Below are 14,130 nucleotides of genomic sequence, written 5' to 3' on the forward strand. Positions count from 1 at the left end.
ATCATGGCTTCACGTCACTACGGCATGTCCGATGTCCCGCGCCGCCGCGCGGTTGCCCTGCCTTCGGAGTCCACCATGTTGAGCCCCCATGAACTCGCCACCCTGATGCTGATTCACGGCGCACCGGACGGCATCGATCCGGGCCGCGTCGAGATCGATGCCCTGCTCGCCCATCGCCTGGTTTCGGTCGAGCCCCACGCGGACGGCGTCGCGCGCCCGGCCCTGACGGCCACAGGCCGCTCGGTGCTGGCCGCCGCCGGGCGGCTTGCGTCGAGCGCACCGGATGGACGCGACTACGTGTGAGAGGGTTGGATGGCGCAGCGGGTCGTTTCGGCGAATTCGGCCGACATGCGCCGGGTTCGCTGCGCTGGCGGTTTCGCTGCGTTGGCGCGCGTGCGGTTGAAACTTCAGTTGAAACGATCGTCGCGCCGTTGATGCACCGGCCGTTCGACGGCCACTGCATCGCCATGCCCGCAGGCGCGCCCATGCGGGCCTGAGCGCCGCCGCCACGTACCGCCCCCGTCCCGACCCCGCATTTTCTGGCGCGACAAATCGCCCCACTTCTCGCGACGAACGCCCACGGCGCCGTCGCGGCTGCCTCACAAACGACGCAAAACCGTGCGCACTGGTTTACCATCGCGCGATGCCGTCGTCCTCTCCCTTCCGCCGCCGTCTGACCGCCTGGCTCGGCCTGCTTGCCGTCTGGCTGCTGGTCCTGATGCCGCTCGCCAGCCAGCTGGAGGAGGCCGCTGCCGCGCAGCGGCCGGACGCGCCGATCTGCGCCGCGGCGCAGCATCCGGGCCAGCCGGGGCAACCGCACGACGCGCTGTCCGCCTGCGGCTACTGCACGCTCGCGGCCTCGCATGTCTACGCGCCGCCCGGCGCCGCAACGGCCGCCGCGTTGTTCCAGCGCCGCGTCGAGCGCGCGCCGCGCCTCGCGCAGGCGCTGCCGCCGCGCCGCTTCCTCTCGCTCGCCGCTCCGGCCCGCGCCCCACCCGCCTTCGCCTGATTCCGTCGTTCCGTTCGATCGCGCCGCCCGTCTGCCGGGTTGCCGGGCTGCACGCCCGCGCAGGCAGTCGCGCACTTGCGCCCTCGTTCGGCTTTCCGATTTTCATGGCGAGATTTCCATGTTCAAGCGTTTGACCGTTTCCCCTTTCAGCGCCGGACGGCGCACGGCGACCCTCGCGATCGCCGGCGCCCTCGTCGGCGCCACGCTGCTGGCCGGTTGCAAGCAGAACGAACCGTCGTTCAACAACCTCGACATCACCGGCAACACCCAGTTCGGCAAGGATTTCGCGCTGCCCGACACCGACGGCAAGATCCGCACGCTGGCCGACTATCGCGGCAAGGTCGTGGTGCTGCTGTTCGGCTATACGCATTGCCCCGACGTGTGCCCGACTACGCTGGCCGAACTCGCGCAGGCCTTGCAGCAGCTCGGCCCCGATGTCGCGAAACAGGTGCAGGTGCTGTTCGTCAGCGTCGATCCGAAACGCGACACGCCCACCGTGCTGTCGCAATACGTGAGCGCCTTCGATCCGTCGTTCCGCGCGCTGCGCCCGGCCGACGACGCGCAACTGAAGCAGGTCACCAACGATTTCCGCATCAGCTACGAACAGGTGGCCGGCAGCAAGCCCGACAACTATTCGATGAACCACACGGCCGCGAGCGTGATCTTCGATCCGAACGGCAAGCTGCGCCTGTTCGCGCGCGACGGCCAGGGCGTGCCGCCGTGGGTCCACGACCTGCCGCTGCTGATCAAGAGCGGCCGCAACTGATGCGCACGCGCCGTTCCGGCCGCCCGTCCACCCCATCGACCGAATTCATCAAGGAATCCCGCATGAAAACCGCACTCCGCCTGCTCGCCGCCGCCCCCCTGTTCGCCTGCGCCGCCGCCTTCGCGGCCCCGGCCGACGTCACCGTCTCGCACTGCTGGGTGCGCGCGATGCCGGCCGGCATCCCGTCCGGCGGCTTCTTCGAGCTGGCCAACGCCGGCGCGAAGCCCGTCGACCTGACCGACGTCGGCGCCGACGCGTTCGGCATGGCGATGATGCATCAGACCCAAAGCAACGGCAGCATGTCGAAGATGGTCATGGTGGACAAGGCCACCGTGCCGGCCAAGGGCACGCTGGCGTTCGCGCCGGGCGGCTACCACGTCATGCTCGAGGAGCCGAAGCAGCCGCTGAAGGTCGGCTCGACGATCCCGCTGACGCTGACGTTCGGCGACGGCGAAAAGCTCACCGCGCAGTGCAAGGTCGAAGGCCCGAAGGGCATGTCGAAGTAAGCCGCCCGTCCATCCCAGGAGTTCAGACATGAAGATTCGCCAGCCCCTGTTGCACGGTGCCGCCGCCGTACTGTTCGCCGCCATCGCCCCGCTCGCGTTCGCGCACGCCCATCCGAAGCAGCGCGTGCCCGACGCCGGCGCCACGGTGCCTGTCGCCACGGCCAACGTCGCGATCGATTTCGACGAAGGGCTCGAACCGGCGTTCAGCTCGCTGAAGGTGACCGATGCCGCCGGGCAGGCCGCCACGCGCGATGCGTCGAGCGTGAGCGGCAGCGACAAGAAGCACATGAGCGTCGATCTCGCCGCGCTGAAGCCGGGCGTCTATACGGTGAACTGGGTGGCCGTGGCCACCGACGGCCATCGCACGCAAGGCACGTATACGTTCACGGCGCAGTAAGCCGCGCGATCCGGCACACAACCGGATCGCCCATGCGACAAGGCCCGCGCGGCATGCCTGCCGCGCGGGCCTTGTTCATTTCGCGCCGCGCCGTGGCGCGCTAATCCCCCGACGCCATGCCGGCATCGAGATCGACATACGCCCCCGGCTGCAGCAGGCGCCCCTTCCACTCGCGCGAGCCGGCCAGGAAACACGCGGCCAGTTTCGGACCGGCCGGCGTCAGATGCAGCGTGCTGTCGCCGCCGCACGGCCAGCCGTCGATCGTCTGGCCCGGGCTGAGGTCCACCCGCACCGTGTCGCCCGAGTTCTGCGGAATGAAGATGAACGCGTCGACGAACACGTTGCCCACCGGCACCGGATGCGGGCTGCGAATCGCCTGCAAGGTGCGCTGCGCGCCCAGGCCGAACAGGCCGCCGGTTTGCTCGTAATCGGCGGTGCTGCCGGGCGGGAACGTCACGCCCGATACTTCCAGCGGTTGTTTCGTCACTTCGGTTCTGAGGCGCGTGCCCTCGCCGAGCGCGTAGCTGGAGAGCAGCGACACCGCCAGGTAGATCGCCGGCAGGCAGAAAAACAGCGCGGACCATGCGAGCCGTTTGACCACCGACAGCCGGCGGCACAACCACAGGCCCACGAACAAGGTCAGCCCGCCCCAGATCGCGACGAACACCGTGAACGCCGCCATGGCGACGGCGCCCAGGCTGCCGACATCGGCGCGGCTTGCCGACGGGAACAAGGCCAGCGGCGGCAACACCAACGCGCCGAGGCGCAGGCGGGTAATGGAAAGCAGGTTCAGGCGAACGGGGTGGCGGTCGAATTCGGGCATGGCCGTTTGTAACACACATCTCGACCACGAACCCCGGCCGACCTAAGCCCCCTGCCCCCCATCCGGAACGCCGCCGTCAACTCGCGCAGCGTATGCGCCTGATCGGCCAGCGCCGTGGCCGCCGCCGCGCTTTCCTCGACAAGCGCCGCGTTCTGCTGCGTGACCTGATCCATCTGCGTGATCGCCAGCCCGACCTGCTGGATGCCGTCGCTCTGCTCGCCCGAGGCCTGCGCGATCTCGGTGACGATGCGGGTGACGCGGTCGATGGCGGTGTCGATCTGCGCCATCGTCGCGCCGGTGTCCTGGATCAAGCCGGCGCCGGCCTCGACGCGCGAGGTCGCCTCGGCGATCAGCGCGCCGATCTCGCGCGCCGCCGTGGCCGAGCGCTGCGCGAGGCTGCGCACCTCGCCGGCCACCACCGCGAAGCCGCGCCCTTCCTCGCCGGCCCGCGCGGCTTCCACCGCCGCGTTAAGCGCCAGGATGTTGGTCTGGAACGCGATGCCCTCGATCGTGCCGATGATGCCGGTCATGCGCGCCGAGCCGGTGTGGATCGCGCGCATCGTCTCGATCATGGTGCCGACCGCCTCGCGCCCGCGCCCGGCCAGCTCGGCCGCGCTGCGCGCCAGCTCGCTGGCCTGGCCCGCGTTGTCGGCGTTCTGGTTGACGGTCGCCGTCAGTTGCTCCATCGCGGAGGCCGTCTCGCTGAGCGACGCCGCCTGCTCCTCGGTGCGCTGCGACAAATCCTGATTGCCGGCCGCGATCTGCTGGGTCGCGCCGGCAATCGCCTGCGACCCCGAACGCACGGCCGCCACCGTGGCGGCAAGGCTGGCCTGCATGCCGGCCAGCGAACGCAGCAGCGTGGCCATTTCGTCGTTCGAGCGGATCTCGACGCGGGTGGTCAGGTCGCCCGCCGCAATCGCCTCGAACTGCCGCATCGCCGAGGCCAGCGGCGTCATGATCGCGCGCCGCAACGCGCGCCAACCGAACCACGACACCACCAGCGCCAGCACCAGGCTGGCGATGCAGATCGCCATCAGCACGTGAAAGCGCGCATCCGAATGCCGCCCGGCCGCGCTCGACTGCCGGTCGAGATAATCCTCGAGCGCGCCCTGGCTCGCGTTCATGGCAGTGTAGAGGCCGATCAGTTGCTGCGCGCGTTGTGCGTCCATCCAGCCGGTGTTGCCGCTGCGGATCGCCGCGATCAACTGATCGATCGCATCGCGACGCACGGCGGCGCGCTTGGCGTCGAGATCGTCGGTCAATGCGCCCAGCTCGGGCGATTTGGGCAGCGTGCGAAAGCGTTTCCACCAGTTATCCGAATCAATCAGCAGCGCGGCGGCGCGATCCAGTTGCGGCACGAGCTGTGGCGATTGCGGGTTCGCGATCGCCCAATCCAGCCCGAAGCGCGCGCGCGACATGGCCGTGTTCGATTTGCCGAGCGCCACGGCCGAGGCGTAATAGACGTCATACGCTTCGTGCTGCGAACGATTGCTGGCGTTCATGCCGGCGATGCCGATGCCGCCCGTGACGATCAGCAGCAGCGCGAGAAACAGCACGATCGCGGCGATCCGGGCATTGAGGGTGAGGTGTTTCATCGTCGGGGTGAAGGGGGAAGGAATGGCGTGCCCGGCGCACGCGCAGGCCAGCGCCCGCCGCCGCGCGCGATCGGCGGCAACGGCGGGCGCGAGCTACGTCAGCTTTTTCGGTCGGTCATGAACTGGCCTTCCGGCGCCTTCGCCTCGACCTGACGGCGCGTATGGCCGTCGAGGCCGCCGTCGACGGCCCATTCGGCGAACACGGTCGGGCCAGGTTCGAAATCGCGCGGCTGCCAGTCGGGCGTGAGTTGATCCTCGTCGGCGTAGTACTCGATCAGCCCGCCGGCCGGGTTCTTGAAGTACCAGAAATACGCCGACGAGACCGGGTGCCGCCCCGGCCCGAGCTGCGTTTGCCAGCCGCAGCGGCTGATGTGCAGCCCGCCGCCGAACACCTCGTGGATGTCGCGCACGGTAAACGCCACGTGATTGAGGCCCTTCTTGCCGTTCGGCAGCGCCAGCAGAAAGATGTCGTGATGGCCGCCGTGCGGCGCGCAACGCATGAACGCGCCGCGCTCCGGGTAGCGATCCGACATCTCGAAGCCGAGCCGTTCCTCGTAGAAGCGCTGCTGCTCGGCCAGACAGTTCGTGAAGAACACCACGTGGCCCACCTCGACCGGCTCGGCGTGGTCGTACACCGGGCTCGGCGTATCGACGCGCAGCGGCGCCTCGCCCCACACGTTCGACGGCGAACCCTTCACGTCGATGGCGCGCTTGCGCGTGACTTCCACGCGAATCGCCATGCCGGCCGGATCGGTGCAGCCCACGGCCGCGTCGGTCGCGTAGTAACCGGGCGCACCGGCCAGGCGCTCGCGGTACAGCGCGAGATCGGCCGCGTTCGCCACGCCCCAGGTCACTTCACGCAGCGTCGGGCCGGCCTCGAAGGCCGGCGGCAGCGACGGGTCGTCGGCCTTCACGGCCAGCACCGTGCAGCCGTTCAGCGTTTCGAAGCGCGCGCGGCCGGCGTCGTGCGCGACCTCGCGCATGCCCCAGTCGGAAAAGAAACGGCGGCAGGTATCGAGATCGTCGACGCCGTAGGTGATCTGTTCGATGCCCAGAATCGTCATGTTGCCTTGCCCCTTTAGTTCGCCCACGCCAGCGGCGCGTCGTTCAAGCCCCAATAGAGGCTCTTCTGCTGCATGTACTCGCGAATCCCGAGCCGGCCCTTCTCGCGGCCCATGCCGCTGTCCTTCCAGCCCGAGAACGGCGTGGAGATCGAGAACAGCTTGTAGGTGTTGATCCACACGGTGCCGGCTTCCAGCGCGCGCGCCACGCGCCAGGCGCGCTTGTAGTCGCGCGTCCAGATGCCGGCGGCCAGGCCGAACACGCTTTCGTTGGCCTCGGCCAGCAGCGCGGCCTCGTCGTCGAACGGCATCGCCACCAGCACCGGCCCGAAGATCTCCTCCTGGCAGATGCGCGCGCCGTTGCTCAAACCTTCGAGAATTGTCGGCTGATAAAAATAACCGTGCTCGCGCCCCTCGCCCACCGGCCGCTCGCCGCCGCACAGCAGGCGCCCGCCCTCTTCCAGCCCGATCGCCACGTAGCGCTCGACCGATTCGCGATGCTTGGCCGTAATCAGCGGCCCCATCTGCGTGCCCGGCAGCGCAGGATCGCCAACCCGCAGCTCGCGCGCCTTCGCCACCAGCCGCCGCATGAATTCCGCGTAGATCGGGCGCTCGACGAACAGCCGCGAACCGGCGATGCACGCCTCGCCCGACGAACTGAAGATGCCGTACAGCACGCCGTTGACGGCGTGATCGAGATCGGCGTCGGCGAACACGATGGTGGGCGACTTGCCGCCCAGCTCCAGCGACACCGGCATCAGCTTCTCGGCGGCGATGCGCGCGATGCCGCGCCCGACCTCCGTGCCACCGGTAAACGACACCTTCTTCACGAGCGGATGGCGCACCAGCACATCGCCGATCACCGAGCCCTTGCCGGGCAGCACGCTCAGCACGCCCGGCGGCACGCCGGCTTCCTCGCAGATGCGGGCCAGCGCGAGCGAGGCCAGCGGCGTGACTTCGGCCGGCTTGAGCACCACCGCGTTGCCGCCCGCCAGCGCCGGCGCGAGCTTCTGCGCGTCGGACGCGATCGGCGAATTCCACGGCGTGATGGCCGCGATCACGCCGATCGGCTCATGCACGCTCATCGTCAGGTAATCGCCGCGCGAGGGTGTCAGTTCTTCGTCGAGCGTTTCGAGGCAGGCCCCGTAATAGCGGAACGTATTGGCGGCGCTCGCCACCAGCGCGCGTGTCTCGCCGATCGGCTTGCCGTTGTCGCGGCGCTGCAACTGCGCGAGCGCTTCGTGGCGCGCCGTGATCAGGTCGGCGATGCGGTACAGCACCAGCGCGCGCTGATGCGGCTTGAGGCCGGCCCAATCCGCGCGGCGCCAGGCCAGGTCGGCCGCTTCCACGGCGTCGCGCGCATCGTCGGCGTCGGCCGTGGTGATTTCCGCGTTGACCGAGCCGTCGGCCGGATACCGGCTCGCGAACACGGCGCCGCGGCCGCGCTTCCACACGCCGCCGACGAAGATCTCGTCGGTCGGCACGAGCGTGGCGATGATGTCCTTGTCTGACATGTCGGGCTTCCTCGTTCAGATCACACAATGGGCCGCGCGGTTACGCAGCGCGCGAATCGCGCTGAATGCCGTCAGCGCGGAGGTTTTCGGGTTGTCGGGCAGCGGCTTGCCGCACATTTCCAGCGACATCTCGCCGAACGCGCCGGTGGCGACGATGCGGTGCACGTTGCGCGTGACCTGCGGATCGGCAATCAAACGCACGCGCGTGTTGTCGAGGCCCAGGCCCGCCAGCGCGACGGTGGCCGCCACGTTGGCGTTCTTCGGGTACAGCCGCGCGGCGTCGCGAGCGCTGCCTTCGAAGATCACGCGCGCCTCGGTGAGCGCGTGCAGGTCGCACACCGCCTCGGCCGGCGTGCCGAGCCAGCCCACCGGCGGCTTGCGGCCGATGTACTGCACGTCGTCGAGGCCGCCTTCCTTGGCCGACGCGAGCGCGTCGATGCCGCCGATCGCGCCCGACAACAGCGAGACGGTGGCATTGCCCTCGGTGGCCGCCAATTCCAGCGCTTCGAGCAGCGCCAGGTCGGACAGCGCGCCGATCGACGCCACCACGCAATCGGTGCCGGCCTTCAGCAGCGGCACCACGTGATCGATCAGCGCGCCGTGGCCCGCGCATTCGAGCGCGAAACGCGGGCGATGCGCGAGCGCCGCGACCGAGCTGACCACGTCGACCTCGGGGCCGGTGATCGCGCGCACCATGTCCCGCTGATGCTCGGGCACCACCACCTGCGCCACGCGCACCAGCGGGTCGGCCGCGACGGCGCGATACACCGTCTGCCCGATCGCGCCGAAGCCGATCATCGCCACTTCGATGCGACGGCCGGGCGACACCGTGGAATCACGCATGTTCGGGCTCCTCTTTCTTGACCGGCGGGCCGGCGAACGCGGTGGCGAACGAGCCGATCGACAGCATGTCCACCTCGACCATCACCGGGCCGCTGGCCGCCATGCCCTCGCGGATCACGGCCTCGGCCTGATCGAGCGACGAGATGCGGTAGTGGGTCAGACCGAAGCTCGCGCAGAACTGCGCGAACTCGGGCTGATGCAGTTGCACGTAGCAGCGGCGGCCGCCGTATTGCGCGTCCTGGATGTTGCGGATCACGCCGTAGCACTGATCGTTCATCAGCACGATCATCACGTTGGCGTTTTCCTGCACGGCCGTGACCAGTTCGCCCACATTGACCATCAGGCCGCCGTCGCCCACCAGGCTGACGGTTTTCGCAGCGGCGTTGGCGAGCGCCGCGCCGATCGCCATCTGCACGCCCTGCCCGATGCCGCCGCCCAGCGCATGCACGCCCGCGCGCGGTTCGAAGATCTTCAGCATGCGGTTGCCCCACGTGCTGTTCGAGATCGTCACGTCGCGCACCCAGTTGAAATCGCGGCCCACGGCCTGCTGCAGCGCCTCGACCAACTGACGATACGGGCCGAGGCCCTTGCCGGTTTCGGCCACGGCCACTTCGCGCACCGCCGCGAGATCCTGCGCGAACGTCGGATCGACGTTCAGGCGGCCTTCGAGACGCGTGGCCAATTCGTCGAGAATGGCGGCCGCATCGCCGTGCACGAACTGCGTGTTGCGATAGCCGCGGTTGTCGGCCAGCGCGTCGGCGTCGATGCGGTACAGCGGCTGCGGCAGCGCAAGCTTGTACTTCAACGTTTCGTTGCCGCGCAGGCGCGAGCCCACCACCAACATCGCGTCGCAAGTGCGATAGAACGCCTCGACGCTCGGCTGCACGTTGAACGCGCCGAGCGTGGCCGGATGATCTTCCGGCAGCACGCCGCGGCCCTGCACGCTGGTCACCACGCCGAAACCGAGCTTGACGAGCCGCTCGACCTGCGCGCGCGCATGGCGGGCGCCGCCGCCGAGCCACAACAGCGGGCGCTTGGCCGACGCGAGCGCCTCGGCCAGTTGCTCGACGCGTTGCGTATCGTGGGTCGGCAGGCTCACGTGCGGCGCGCTGAGATCGGCCGGCCATTCGATGAGGGCGGCCTGGATGTCGATCGGAATCTCGACGCTGACCGGGCCGCTCGGCGCGGTTTGCGCCACGCGCACGGCTTCGCGCACGATCGACAACGCCGTCTCGACCGAACGCACGCGGTAGGCGGCCTTCGAAATCGACGACAGCATCGTGAGTTGGTCGGGCGCTTCGTGGATGTAGGCCAGATCCTGATCGAGATACTGCGTCTCGATCTGCCCGGTGATGTGCAGCAGCGCGGTGCCGGCGGTCAGCGCCTCGACCATCGCGCCGGCCGCGTTGCCCGCCGCCGTGCCGGTGCTCGTGAACGCCACGCCGAGCCCGCCCGACACGCGCGCCAGGCCGTCGGCCATGTTCAGCGCGCCGGCTTCGCCGCGCGCGCCGACATAGCGGATGTTGCCGCGCGTGTTGATCGCGTCGAGGATCGGCATGTTGTGAATCGAGATCACACCGAAAGCGGTCTGCACGCCGCATTGTTCGAGAAAAGCGGCGATCAGTTCGCCGACGGTCGTGGTATTAGACATGACGTGCAACGCCTCCAGAAACATCGATATGGCTGCCGGTCGTGTAGGACGACAGCGGCGTGGCCAGATAAAAAAGCGCTTGTGCGGCTTCTTCGGGGCGGCCGAAACGGCCGAGCGGAATCTTCTTTTGACGCGCGAGTTCGCCGGTCCAGTCTTCCCAGCTCTGGCCCGGCTGTGCCTGCGCCTCGTAGCGGCGGCGCCACTGCCCCGATTCGACGATGCCGATCAGGATCGAGTTGACGCGCACGCGGCGCGGCGCGAGTTCCACGGCCAGCGACTTGACGAGGTTCAGCACGCCGGCGCGCGCCGACGAGGTGGCCACCATGTGCGGCTCGGGTTGCAGCGCGAGCAGCGAGTTGACGCAGACGATCGCGCCGGCGGCCGCTTCGAGCATCGGCAGGAACGCCCGCGTGGGGCGCACGATGCTGAAATACTTGAGGTCGAGTTCTTCGCGCCAGGCGTCGTCGCTGGTATCGGCGAAGGTGGACACGCGGCCCTGCCCGGCGTTGTTCACGAGCATGTCGGCACGGCCGAACGCGGCCTGCACCGCTTCGGCGAAGCGCGCGACGTCGTCCGCATCGAGCACGTCGCAGCGCGCGGCCAGCAGCTTCGCGTCGGGGAAGGCATCGCGCAGCGCGCGCTCGGCGGCGGCCAGGCGGCCGGCGTCGCGGCCGCAGAGGGCCACCGACGCGCCCGCCTGCAGGAACAGCCGCGCGGTGGCAAGGCCGATGCCGGACGAGCCGCCCGTCACCACGGCCACCTGCCCTGTGAGGTCGATCTGAATCATTTAGATTTCCAAAGCGTTCATGAAGCGTTGTTCCGCCGGCGGCCGGTAGTTGAGCCGCAGCGAGAGTTGATGCGCGGTGGCCCGCACCTGCTCGATCAGCCCGCTGGCCGGCAGCGTGGTGTCGAAATGGGCGCGCGGCACCGTGGCGGTCACCACCGCGACGATCCGCCCCGCGTCGCCGAACACCGGCGCGCTGACCACCGAAATGCCATGCTCGAACGACGATTCGCTGGTGGCGTAGCCTTGCTCGGCGTCGGCGCGTGCACGCTCGAACAGTTCCTCGACGGTGCCCGGCGTGTGCTGCGTGAAGCGTTGCAGCGTGAGCCCGGCGTACAGCGCGCGCAGTTCGTCGAGCGTCAGGTCGCCCATCAGCACCTGGCCGTGGGTGGTGGCGTGCGCCGGCAAGCGCGTGCCCACGTTCACCTTGACCGCGCTGAACGCGGGCGCGTGGCTCTGCGCCTTCGCGACGAACACCACGTCGCGGCCATCGCGAATCACGATATGCGTGGACAGGCCCGTGCTGTCGCGCAAGGCCTCGATCAGCGGCAGACCGAGGTCGGTCAGCTCCAGCGAACTGAGGTATTCGAAGCCGAGCCGCAGGATCGCCACGCCGAGCCGGTAATTGCGCTCGCCGTTGGCGCGCTCCAGAAAGCCCAGCGATTCGAGCGTCTGCAGCAGCCGGAACACCGTGGTGCGCGGAATGCCGAGCCGGCGCGACAGTTCGGGCGCGCCGAGGATCGGCTCGTGCGCCGAGAATTCGGTCAGGATGCGCAGGCCGCGATCGAGGCCCGGCACCAGGTAGTTGATCTCGCCCGGCCCTTCGATGGCGGCCGGTGCGCGCTCGGTCGATGCCGGCGTCATGCGTTCGTCTCCCGTTGGTGCTGCGATCGGTGCTGTGATTCATTTGCTTCGCACTGCTTGGCGAATGCGTCGATCAGCGTGGTGTAGGCGTCGGGCGACTCGATATAACCGGCGTGGCCCGCGCCCAGAATGGTTTGCAACGGCACGCCGGCCGCCTGCGCGATGGGTGCGCACGCCTCGGGCGGCGTGATGCCGTCCTGCGCACCGACCGCCACCGCGATGCGGCCACGGTATTGCGCCACGTCGGCGGCCAGATCGGCATTGGCGAGCAGGTGCGTGGCCTGCGCATAGCCGGCCGGCACGATGCGCGCCATGTTCCAGCGCACCCACTGCCGCGCCGGCTCGCTCGCGTGCGGCGACAGCATGTTCGCGCTACGTTGGTCGGCCAGCCCTTGCGGGCCGAGTTCGGTCAGCATCGCGAGGCGGCTGTCGCGCTTTTGCGTGCGAACGGCTTCGCTCGCCGCACCGTAACCACCGGCAGGCGACAGCAGCAGCAGCCCCGCCACGCGGCCCGGATGCGATGCCGCGAAACGCCCCGCGACGATCGCGCCGAGCGAATGTCCGACCAGCACGCAGCGCGCGATGCCCAGCGCATCGAGCCAGCCTGCCAGCGCCTCGGCGTAATCCGCGGCGTGCGGCGAAGCCGGGCCGACCGGTGTCGATTCGCCATAGCCCGGCGCATCCCAGGCCAGCACGCGGCGCGCGGCGCCGAGCGCCTCGAACTGCTGCACCCACGACGCCGCGCCCGAGCCGATGCCGTGCAGCAGCACCACCGGCAAGGCTTCGGCGCGATGAGCGCCGGCCTCGCGATACCCGATGACGCGCGACGGCGCGACGTCGATCCGGCGCTCGGCAAACGCCGCGAGCCGATCGCCGAACGCTGGCAGGCTGTGCTGGTCGTGCATGGGCGGCCTCTTATTTCGCGAGTTCGCGCTTGATCTTCGCGAGCGGCGAATCGGGCGGATAGGTCGGCGTGACCGGCTTCGGCGAACCGAGCATCACGCACATCAGCGCGTCTTCCTCGCCGACGTTGATTTCCGTGCGATAGACACCCGGCGGCACCGAAATCAGATCGCGCTCGCCCAGCACCGATTCCCAGGTCTCGCCGTCGCGCTCGCAGACCACCTTCATCTTGCCGCGCAGCACGAAGAAGATTTCTTCGACATCCATATGAATGTGGCTCGGGCCGATGTTGCCGGCCGGAATCACCATCGTCGAGAACGTGAAGCCGCCGGCCGGCACCGTGTTGACGTCCTTCGCGACACCGGTGCCGCCGGTGCCGACGTAGCGCATCTGCGCGCGGCGGTATTTCGGGTCGTAGTCGGCCTGGAACTTCAGCGCGTCCCAGTCGTAGCGGCGCGTGGCGAAGCGCGCGACGCGCGCCTCCATCCACTGCTCGAAGCTCGCGTCGGCGGGCTGGTCCCACGATTTACGTTCGATATCGGCATCGGCCATCTTCATTCTCCAAATAGGCTCGCGCAGCGGCGAGCGTCAGTTCATTACAAAGCCGCCGTTGACCGGCAGCACCTGGCCCGTCAGATAGCGCGCGGCGTCGGACAACAGGAACAGCACCGGCCCGGTCACGTCCGCGGGCACCTGGGCGCGCGAGATCGCGCGGCCCTGCTGGTAATGCGCGTGGCGCTCGGCAGGCACGTATTCGGTGGCTTCGACTTCGGTCAAGCCCGGCGCGACGGCGTTCACGGTGATGCCGTGCGCGCCGAACTCACGCGCCAGCGAACGCGTCATCGCGATCACCGCGCCCTTGCTGGCGACGTAGGCGAGCAGCTTCGGCGCGCCCCACAGCGCCGTGTCCGAGGCGATGTTGACGACGGCCGCGCTCGCCGATTCGCGCAGGTACGGCAGCGTCTCGACGCACATGCGCCAGGTACCGCGCACGTTCACGTTCATCACGGCGTCCCACGTTTCGAGGCTCAATTCCTCGGCGAAGCGGCCGCCCGAATTGGTGATCGCGGCGTTGTTGACGAGCGCATCCACGCCGCCCAGCCGTTGCGCGGCGGTGGCGACGAACGCCTGGATGCTGGCGTCATCGCTCAGATCGAGCGCGACGAACTGCACGCGGCTGCCGAGCCGCTCGGCAAGCTGCTGGCCTTCGTCGTGCAGCACATCGCCGAACACCACATTCGCGCCGGCCGCGGCCAGCGCCTCGACGAACGCCGCGCCCAAACCGCGCGCGCCGCCCGTGACGATCACGCGCCGGTTGTCGAGCCTTGCATCGGTGTCGCGATAGGTTGGGAGATTCATCGTTCCCCTCCGTTCATTTGTTCCACATAAGGAACAGTGGTTTATATGTGGTCAT

Annotated in this window: 16 protein-coding genes; 5 read left to right on the plus strand and 11 right to left on the minus strand. The window is 68.9% G+C overall.

The window, feature by feature from the left end:
* Positions 1–75 precede the first annotated feature (75 nt).
* From AB4851_RS00900 to AB4851_RS00920, 5 genes are all read left to right on the plus strand, one after another.
* Positions 76–303, plus strand: coding sequence for a hypothetical protein (locus AB4851_RS00900; protein ID WP_414441426.1), 228 nt, complete (start codon positions 76–78; stop codon positions 301–303).
* Between the two features lie 340 nt (positions 304–643).
* Positions 644–1,009, plus strand: a complete 366-nt coding sequence (locus AB4851_RS00905) for a DUF2946 family protein (protein ID WP_414448037.1) — start codon at positions 644–646, stop codon at positions 1,007–1,009.
* A 118-nt stretch (positions 1,010–1,127) separates the two neighbouring features.
* Entirely contained in the window at positions 1,128–1,775 is a 648-nt protein-coding gene (locus AB4851_RS00910; protein ID WP_414448038.1) for an SCO family protein, read from the plus strand.
* Positions 1,776–1,837: 62 nt separating this feature from the next.
* Complete coding sequence (locus tag AB4851_RS00915; protein WP_414448039.1) at positions 1,838–2,281, plus strand: copper chaperone PCu(A)C; 444 nt, start codon at positions 1,838–1,840, stop codon at positions 2,279–2,281.
* A gap of 28 nt (positions 2,282–2,309) precedes the next feature.
* On the plus strand, positions 2,310–2,678 hold the full coding sequence (locus tag AB4851_RS00920) for a copper resistance protein CopC (RefSeq protein WP_414448040.1): 369 nt from the start codon (positions 2,310–2,312) through the stop codon (positions 2,676–2,678).
* A 100-nt stretch (positions 2,679–2,778) separates the two neighbouring features.
* Here AB4851_RS00920 and AB4851_RS00925 read toward each other — a convergent pair whose 3' ends face one another.
* The 11 genes from AB4851_RS00925 to AB4851_RS00975 all read right to left on the minus strand — a co-directional run bounded on the left by AB4851_RS00925 (position 2,779) and on the right by AB4851_RS00975 (position 14,075).
* Positions 2,779–3,501, minus strand: a complete 723-nt coding sequence (locus tag AB4851_RS00925) for a hypothetical protein (RefSeq protein ID WP_414448041.1) — start codon at positions 3,499–3,501, stop codon at positions 2,779–2,781.
* On the minus strand, positions 3,468–5,096 hold the full coding sequence (locus AB4851_RS00930) for a methyl-accepting chemotaxis protein (RefSeq protein WP_414448042.1): 1,629 nt from the start codon (positions 5,094–5,096) through the stop codon (positions 3,468–3,470). The genes AB4851_RS00925 and AB4851_RS00930 overlap by 34 nt, the downstream gene beginning before the upstream one ends.
* A 98-nt stretch (positions 5,097–5,194) precedes the next feature.
* Positions 5,195–6,160 (minus strand): VOC family protein, encoded by a 966-nt coding sequence (locus AB4851_RS00935; protein ID WP_414448043.1) that lies wholly within the window; start codon positions 6,158–6,160, stop codon positions 5,195–5,197.
* Positions 6,161–6,174: 14 nt separating this feature from the next.
* A complete protein-coding gene (locus AB4851_RS00940) occupies positions 6,175–7,671 on the minus strand; it encodes an aldehyde dehydrogenase (protein WP_414448044.1) in 1,497 nt (498 codons plus the stop codon).
* Positions 7,672–7,686: 15 nt separating this feature from the next.
* A complete protein-coding gene (locus AB4851_RS00945) occupies positions 7,687–8,514 on the minus strand; it encodes an aspartate dehydrogenase (RefSeq protein WP_414441417.1) in 828 nt (275 codons plus the stop codon).
* Positions 8,507–10,165: a thiamine pyrophosphate-binding protein gene (locus tag AB4851_RS00950; RefSeq protein WP_414448045.1), complete on the minus strand. Its 1,659-nt coding sequence runs from the start codon at positions 10,163–10,165 to the stop codon at positions 8,507–8,509. Before AB4851_RS00950 ends, AB4851_RS00945 begins: the two co-directional genes overlap by 8 nt.
* Positions 10,158–10,952, minus strand: a complete 795-nt coding sequence (locus tag AB4851_RS00955; protein ID WP_414448046.1) for an SDR family oxidoreductase — start codon at positions 10,950–10,952, stop codon at positions 10,158–10,160. The genes AB4851_RS00950 and AB4851_RS00955 overlap by 8 nt, the downstream gene beginning before the upstream one ends.
* Positions 10,953–11,813, minus strand: a complete 861-nt coding sequence (locus AB4851_RS00960; RefSeq protein WP_414441414.1) for an IclR family transcriptional regulator — start codon at positions 11,811–11,813, stop codon at positions 10,953–10,955. It abuts the gene before it with no gap.
* Positions 11,810–12,718 (minus strand): alpha/beta fold hydrolase, encoded by a 909-nt coding sequence (locus AB4851_RS00965; protein ID WP_414448047.1) that lies wholly within the window; start codon positions 12,716–12,718, stop codon positions 11,810–11,812. Before AB4851_RS00965 ends, AB4851_RS00960 begins: the two co-directional genes overlap by 4 nt.
* 10 nt (positions 12,719–12,728) lie before the next feature.
* Complete coding sequence (locus AB4851_RS00970; RefSeq protein WP_414441412.1) at positions 12,729–13,268, minus strand: cupin domain-containing protein; 540 nt, start codon at positions 13,266–13,268, stop codon at positions 12,729–12,731.
* A gap of 36 nt (positions 13,269–13,304) precedes the next feature.
* Positions 13,305–14,075 (minus strand): SDR family oxidoreductase, encoded by a 771-nt coding sequence (locus AB4851_RS00975; RefSeq protein ID WP_414448048.1) that lies wholly within the window; start codon positions 14,073–14,075, stop codon positions 13,305–13,307.
* Between the last annotated feature and the right edge of the window lie 55 nt (positions 14,076–14,130).

Source organism: Burkholderia sp. 22PA0099 (genome assembly GCF_047497165.1).
Classification (GTDB): domain Bacteria; phylum Pseudomonadota; class Gammaproteobacteria; order Burkholderiales; family Burkholderiaceae; genus Burkholderia.

Excerpts from the sequence above, each read along its gene's own strand:
- AB4851_RS00900 (WP_414441426.1), top strand. The coding sequence starts at position 76 with ATGTTGAGCCCCCATGAACTCGCCACCCTGATGCTGATTCACGGCGCA.
- AB4851_RS00905 (WP_414448037.1), top strand. The coding sequence starts at position 644 with ATGCCGTCGTCCTCTCCCTTCCGCCGCCGTCTGACCGCCTGGCTCGGC.
- AB4851_RS00910 (WP_414448038.1), top strand. The coding sequence starts at position 1,128 with ATGTTCAAGCGTTTGACCGTTTCCCCTTTCAGCGCCGGACGGCGCACG.
- AB4851_RS00915 (WP_414448039.1), top strand. The coding sequence starts at position 1,838 with ATGAAAACCGCACTCCGCCTGCTCGCCGCCGCCCCCCTGTTCGCCTGC.
- AB4851_RS00920 (WP_414448040.1), top strand. The coding sequence starts at position 2,310 with ATGAAGATTCGCCAGCCCCTGTTGCACGGTGCCGCCGCCGTACTGTTC.
- AB4851_RS00925 (WP_414448041.1), bottom strand. The coding sequence starts at position 3,501 with ATGCCCGAATTCGACCGCCACCCCGTTCGCCTGAACCTGCTTTCCATT.
- AB4851_RS00930 (WP_414448042.1), bottom strand. The coding sequence starts at position 5,096 with ATGAAACACCTCACCCTCAATGCCCGGATCGCCGCGATCGTGCTGTTT.
- AB4851_RS00935 (WP_414448043.1), bottom strand. The coding sequence starts at position 6,160 with ATGACGATTCTGGGCATCGAACAGATCACCTACGGCGTCGACGATCTC.
- AB4851_RS00940 (WP_414448044.1), bottom strand. The coding sequence starts at position 7,671 with ATGTCAGACAAGGACATCATCGCCACGCTCGTGCCGACCGACGAGATC.
- AB4851_RS00945 (WP_414441417.1), bottom strand. The coding sequence starts at position 8,514 with ATGCGTGATTCCACGGTGTCGCCCGGCCGTCGCATCGAAGTGGCGATG.
- AB4851_RS00950 (WP_414448045.1), bottom strand. The coding sequence starts at position 10,165 with ATGTCTAATACCACGACCGTCGGCGAACTGATCGCCGCTTTTCTCGAA.
- AB4851_RS00955 (WP_414448046.1), bottom strand. The coding sequence starts at position 10,952 with ATGATTCAGATCGACCTCACAGGGCAGGTGGCCGTGGTGACGGGCGGC.
- AB4851_RS00960 (WP_414441414.1), bottom strand. The coding sequence starts at position 11,813 with ATGACGCCGGCATCGACCGAGCGCGCACCGGCCGCCATCGAAGGGCCG.
- AB4851_RS00965 (WP_414448047.1), bottom strand. The coding sequence starts at position 12,718 with ATGCACGACCAGCACAGCCTGCCAGCGTTCGGCGATCGGCTCGCGGCG.
- AB4851_RS00970 (WP_414441412.1), bottom strand. The coding sequence starts at position 13,268 with ATGGCCGATGCCGATATCGAACGTAAATCGTGGGACCAGCCCGCCGAC.
- AB4851_RS00975 (WP_414448048.1), bottom strand. The coding sequence starts at position 14,075 with ATGAATCTCCCAACCTATCGCGACACCGATGCAAGGCTCGACAACCGG.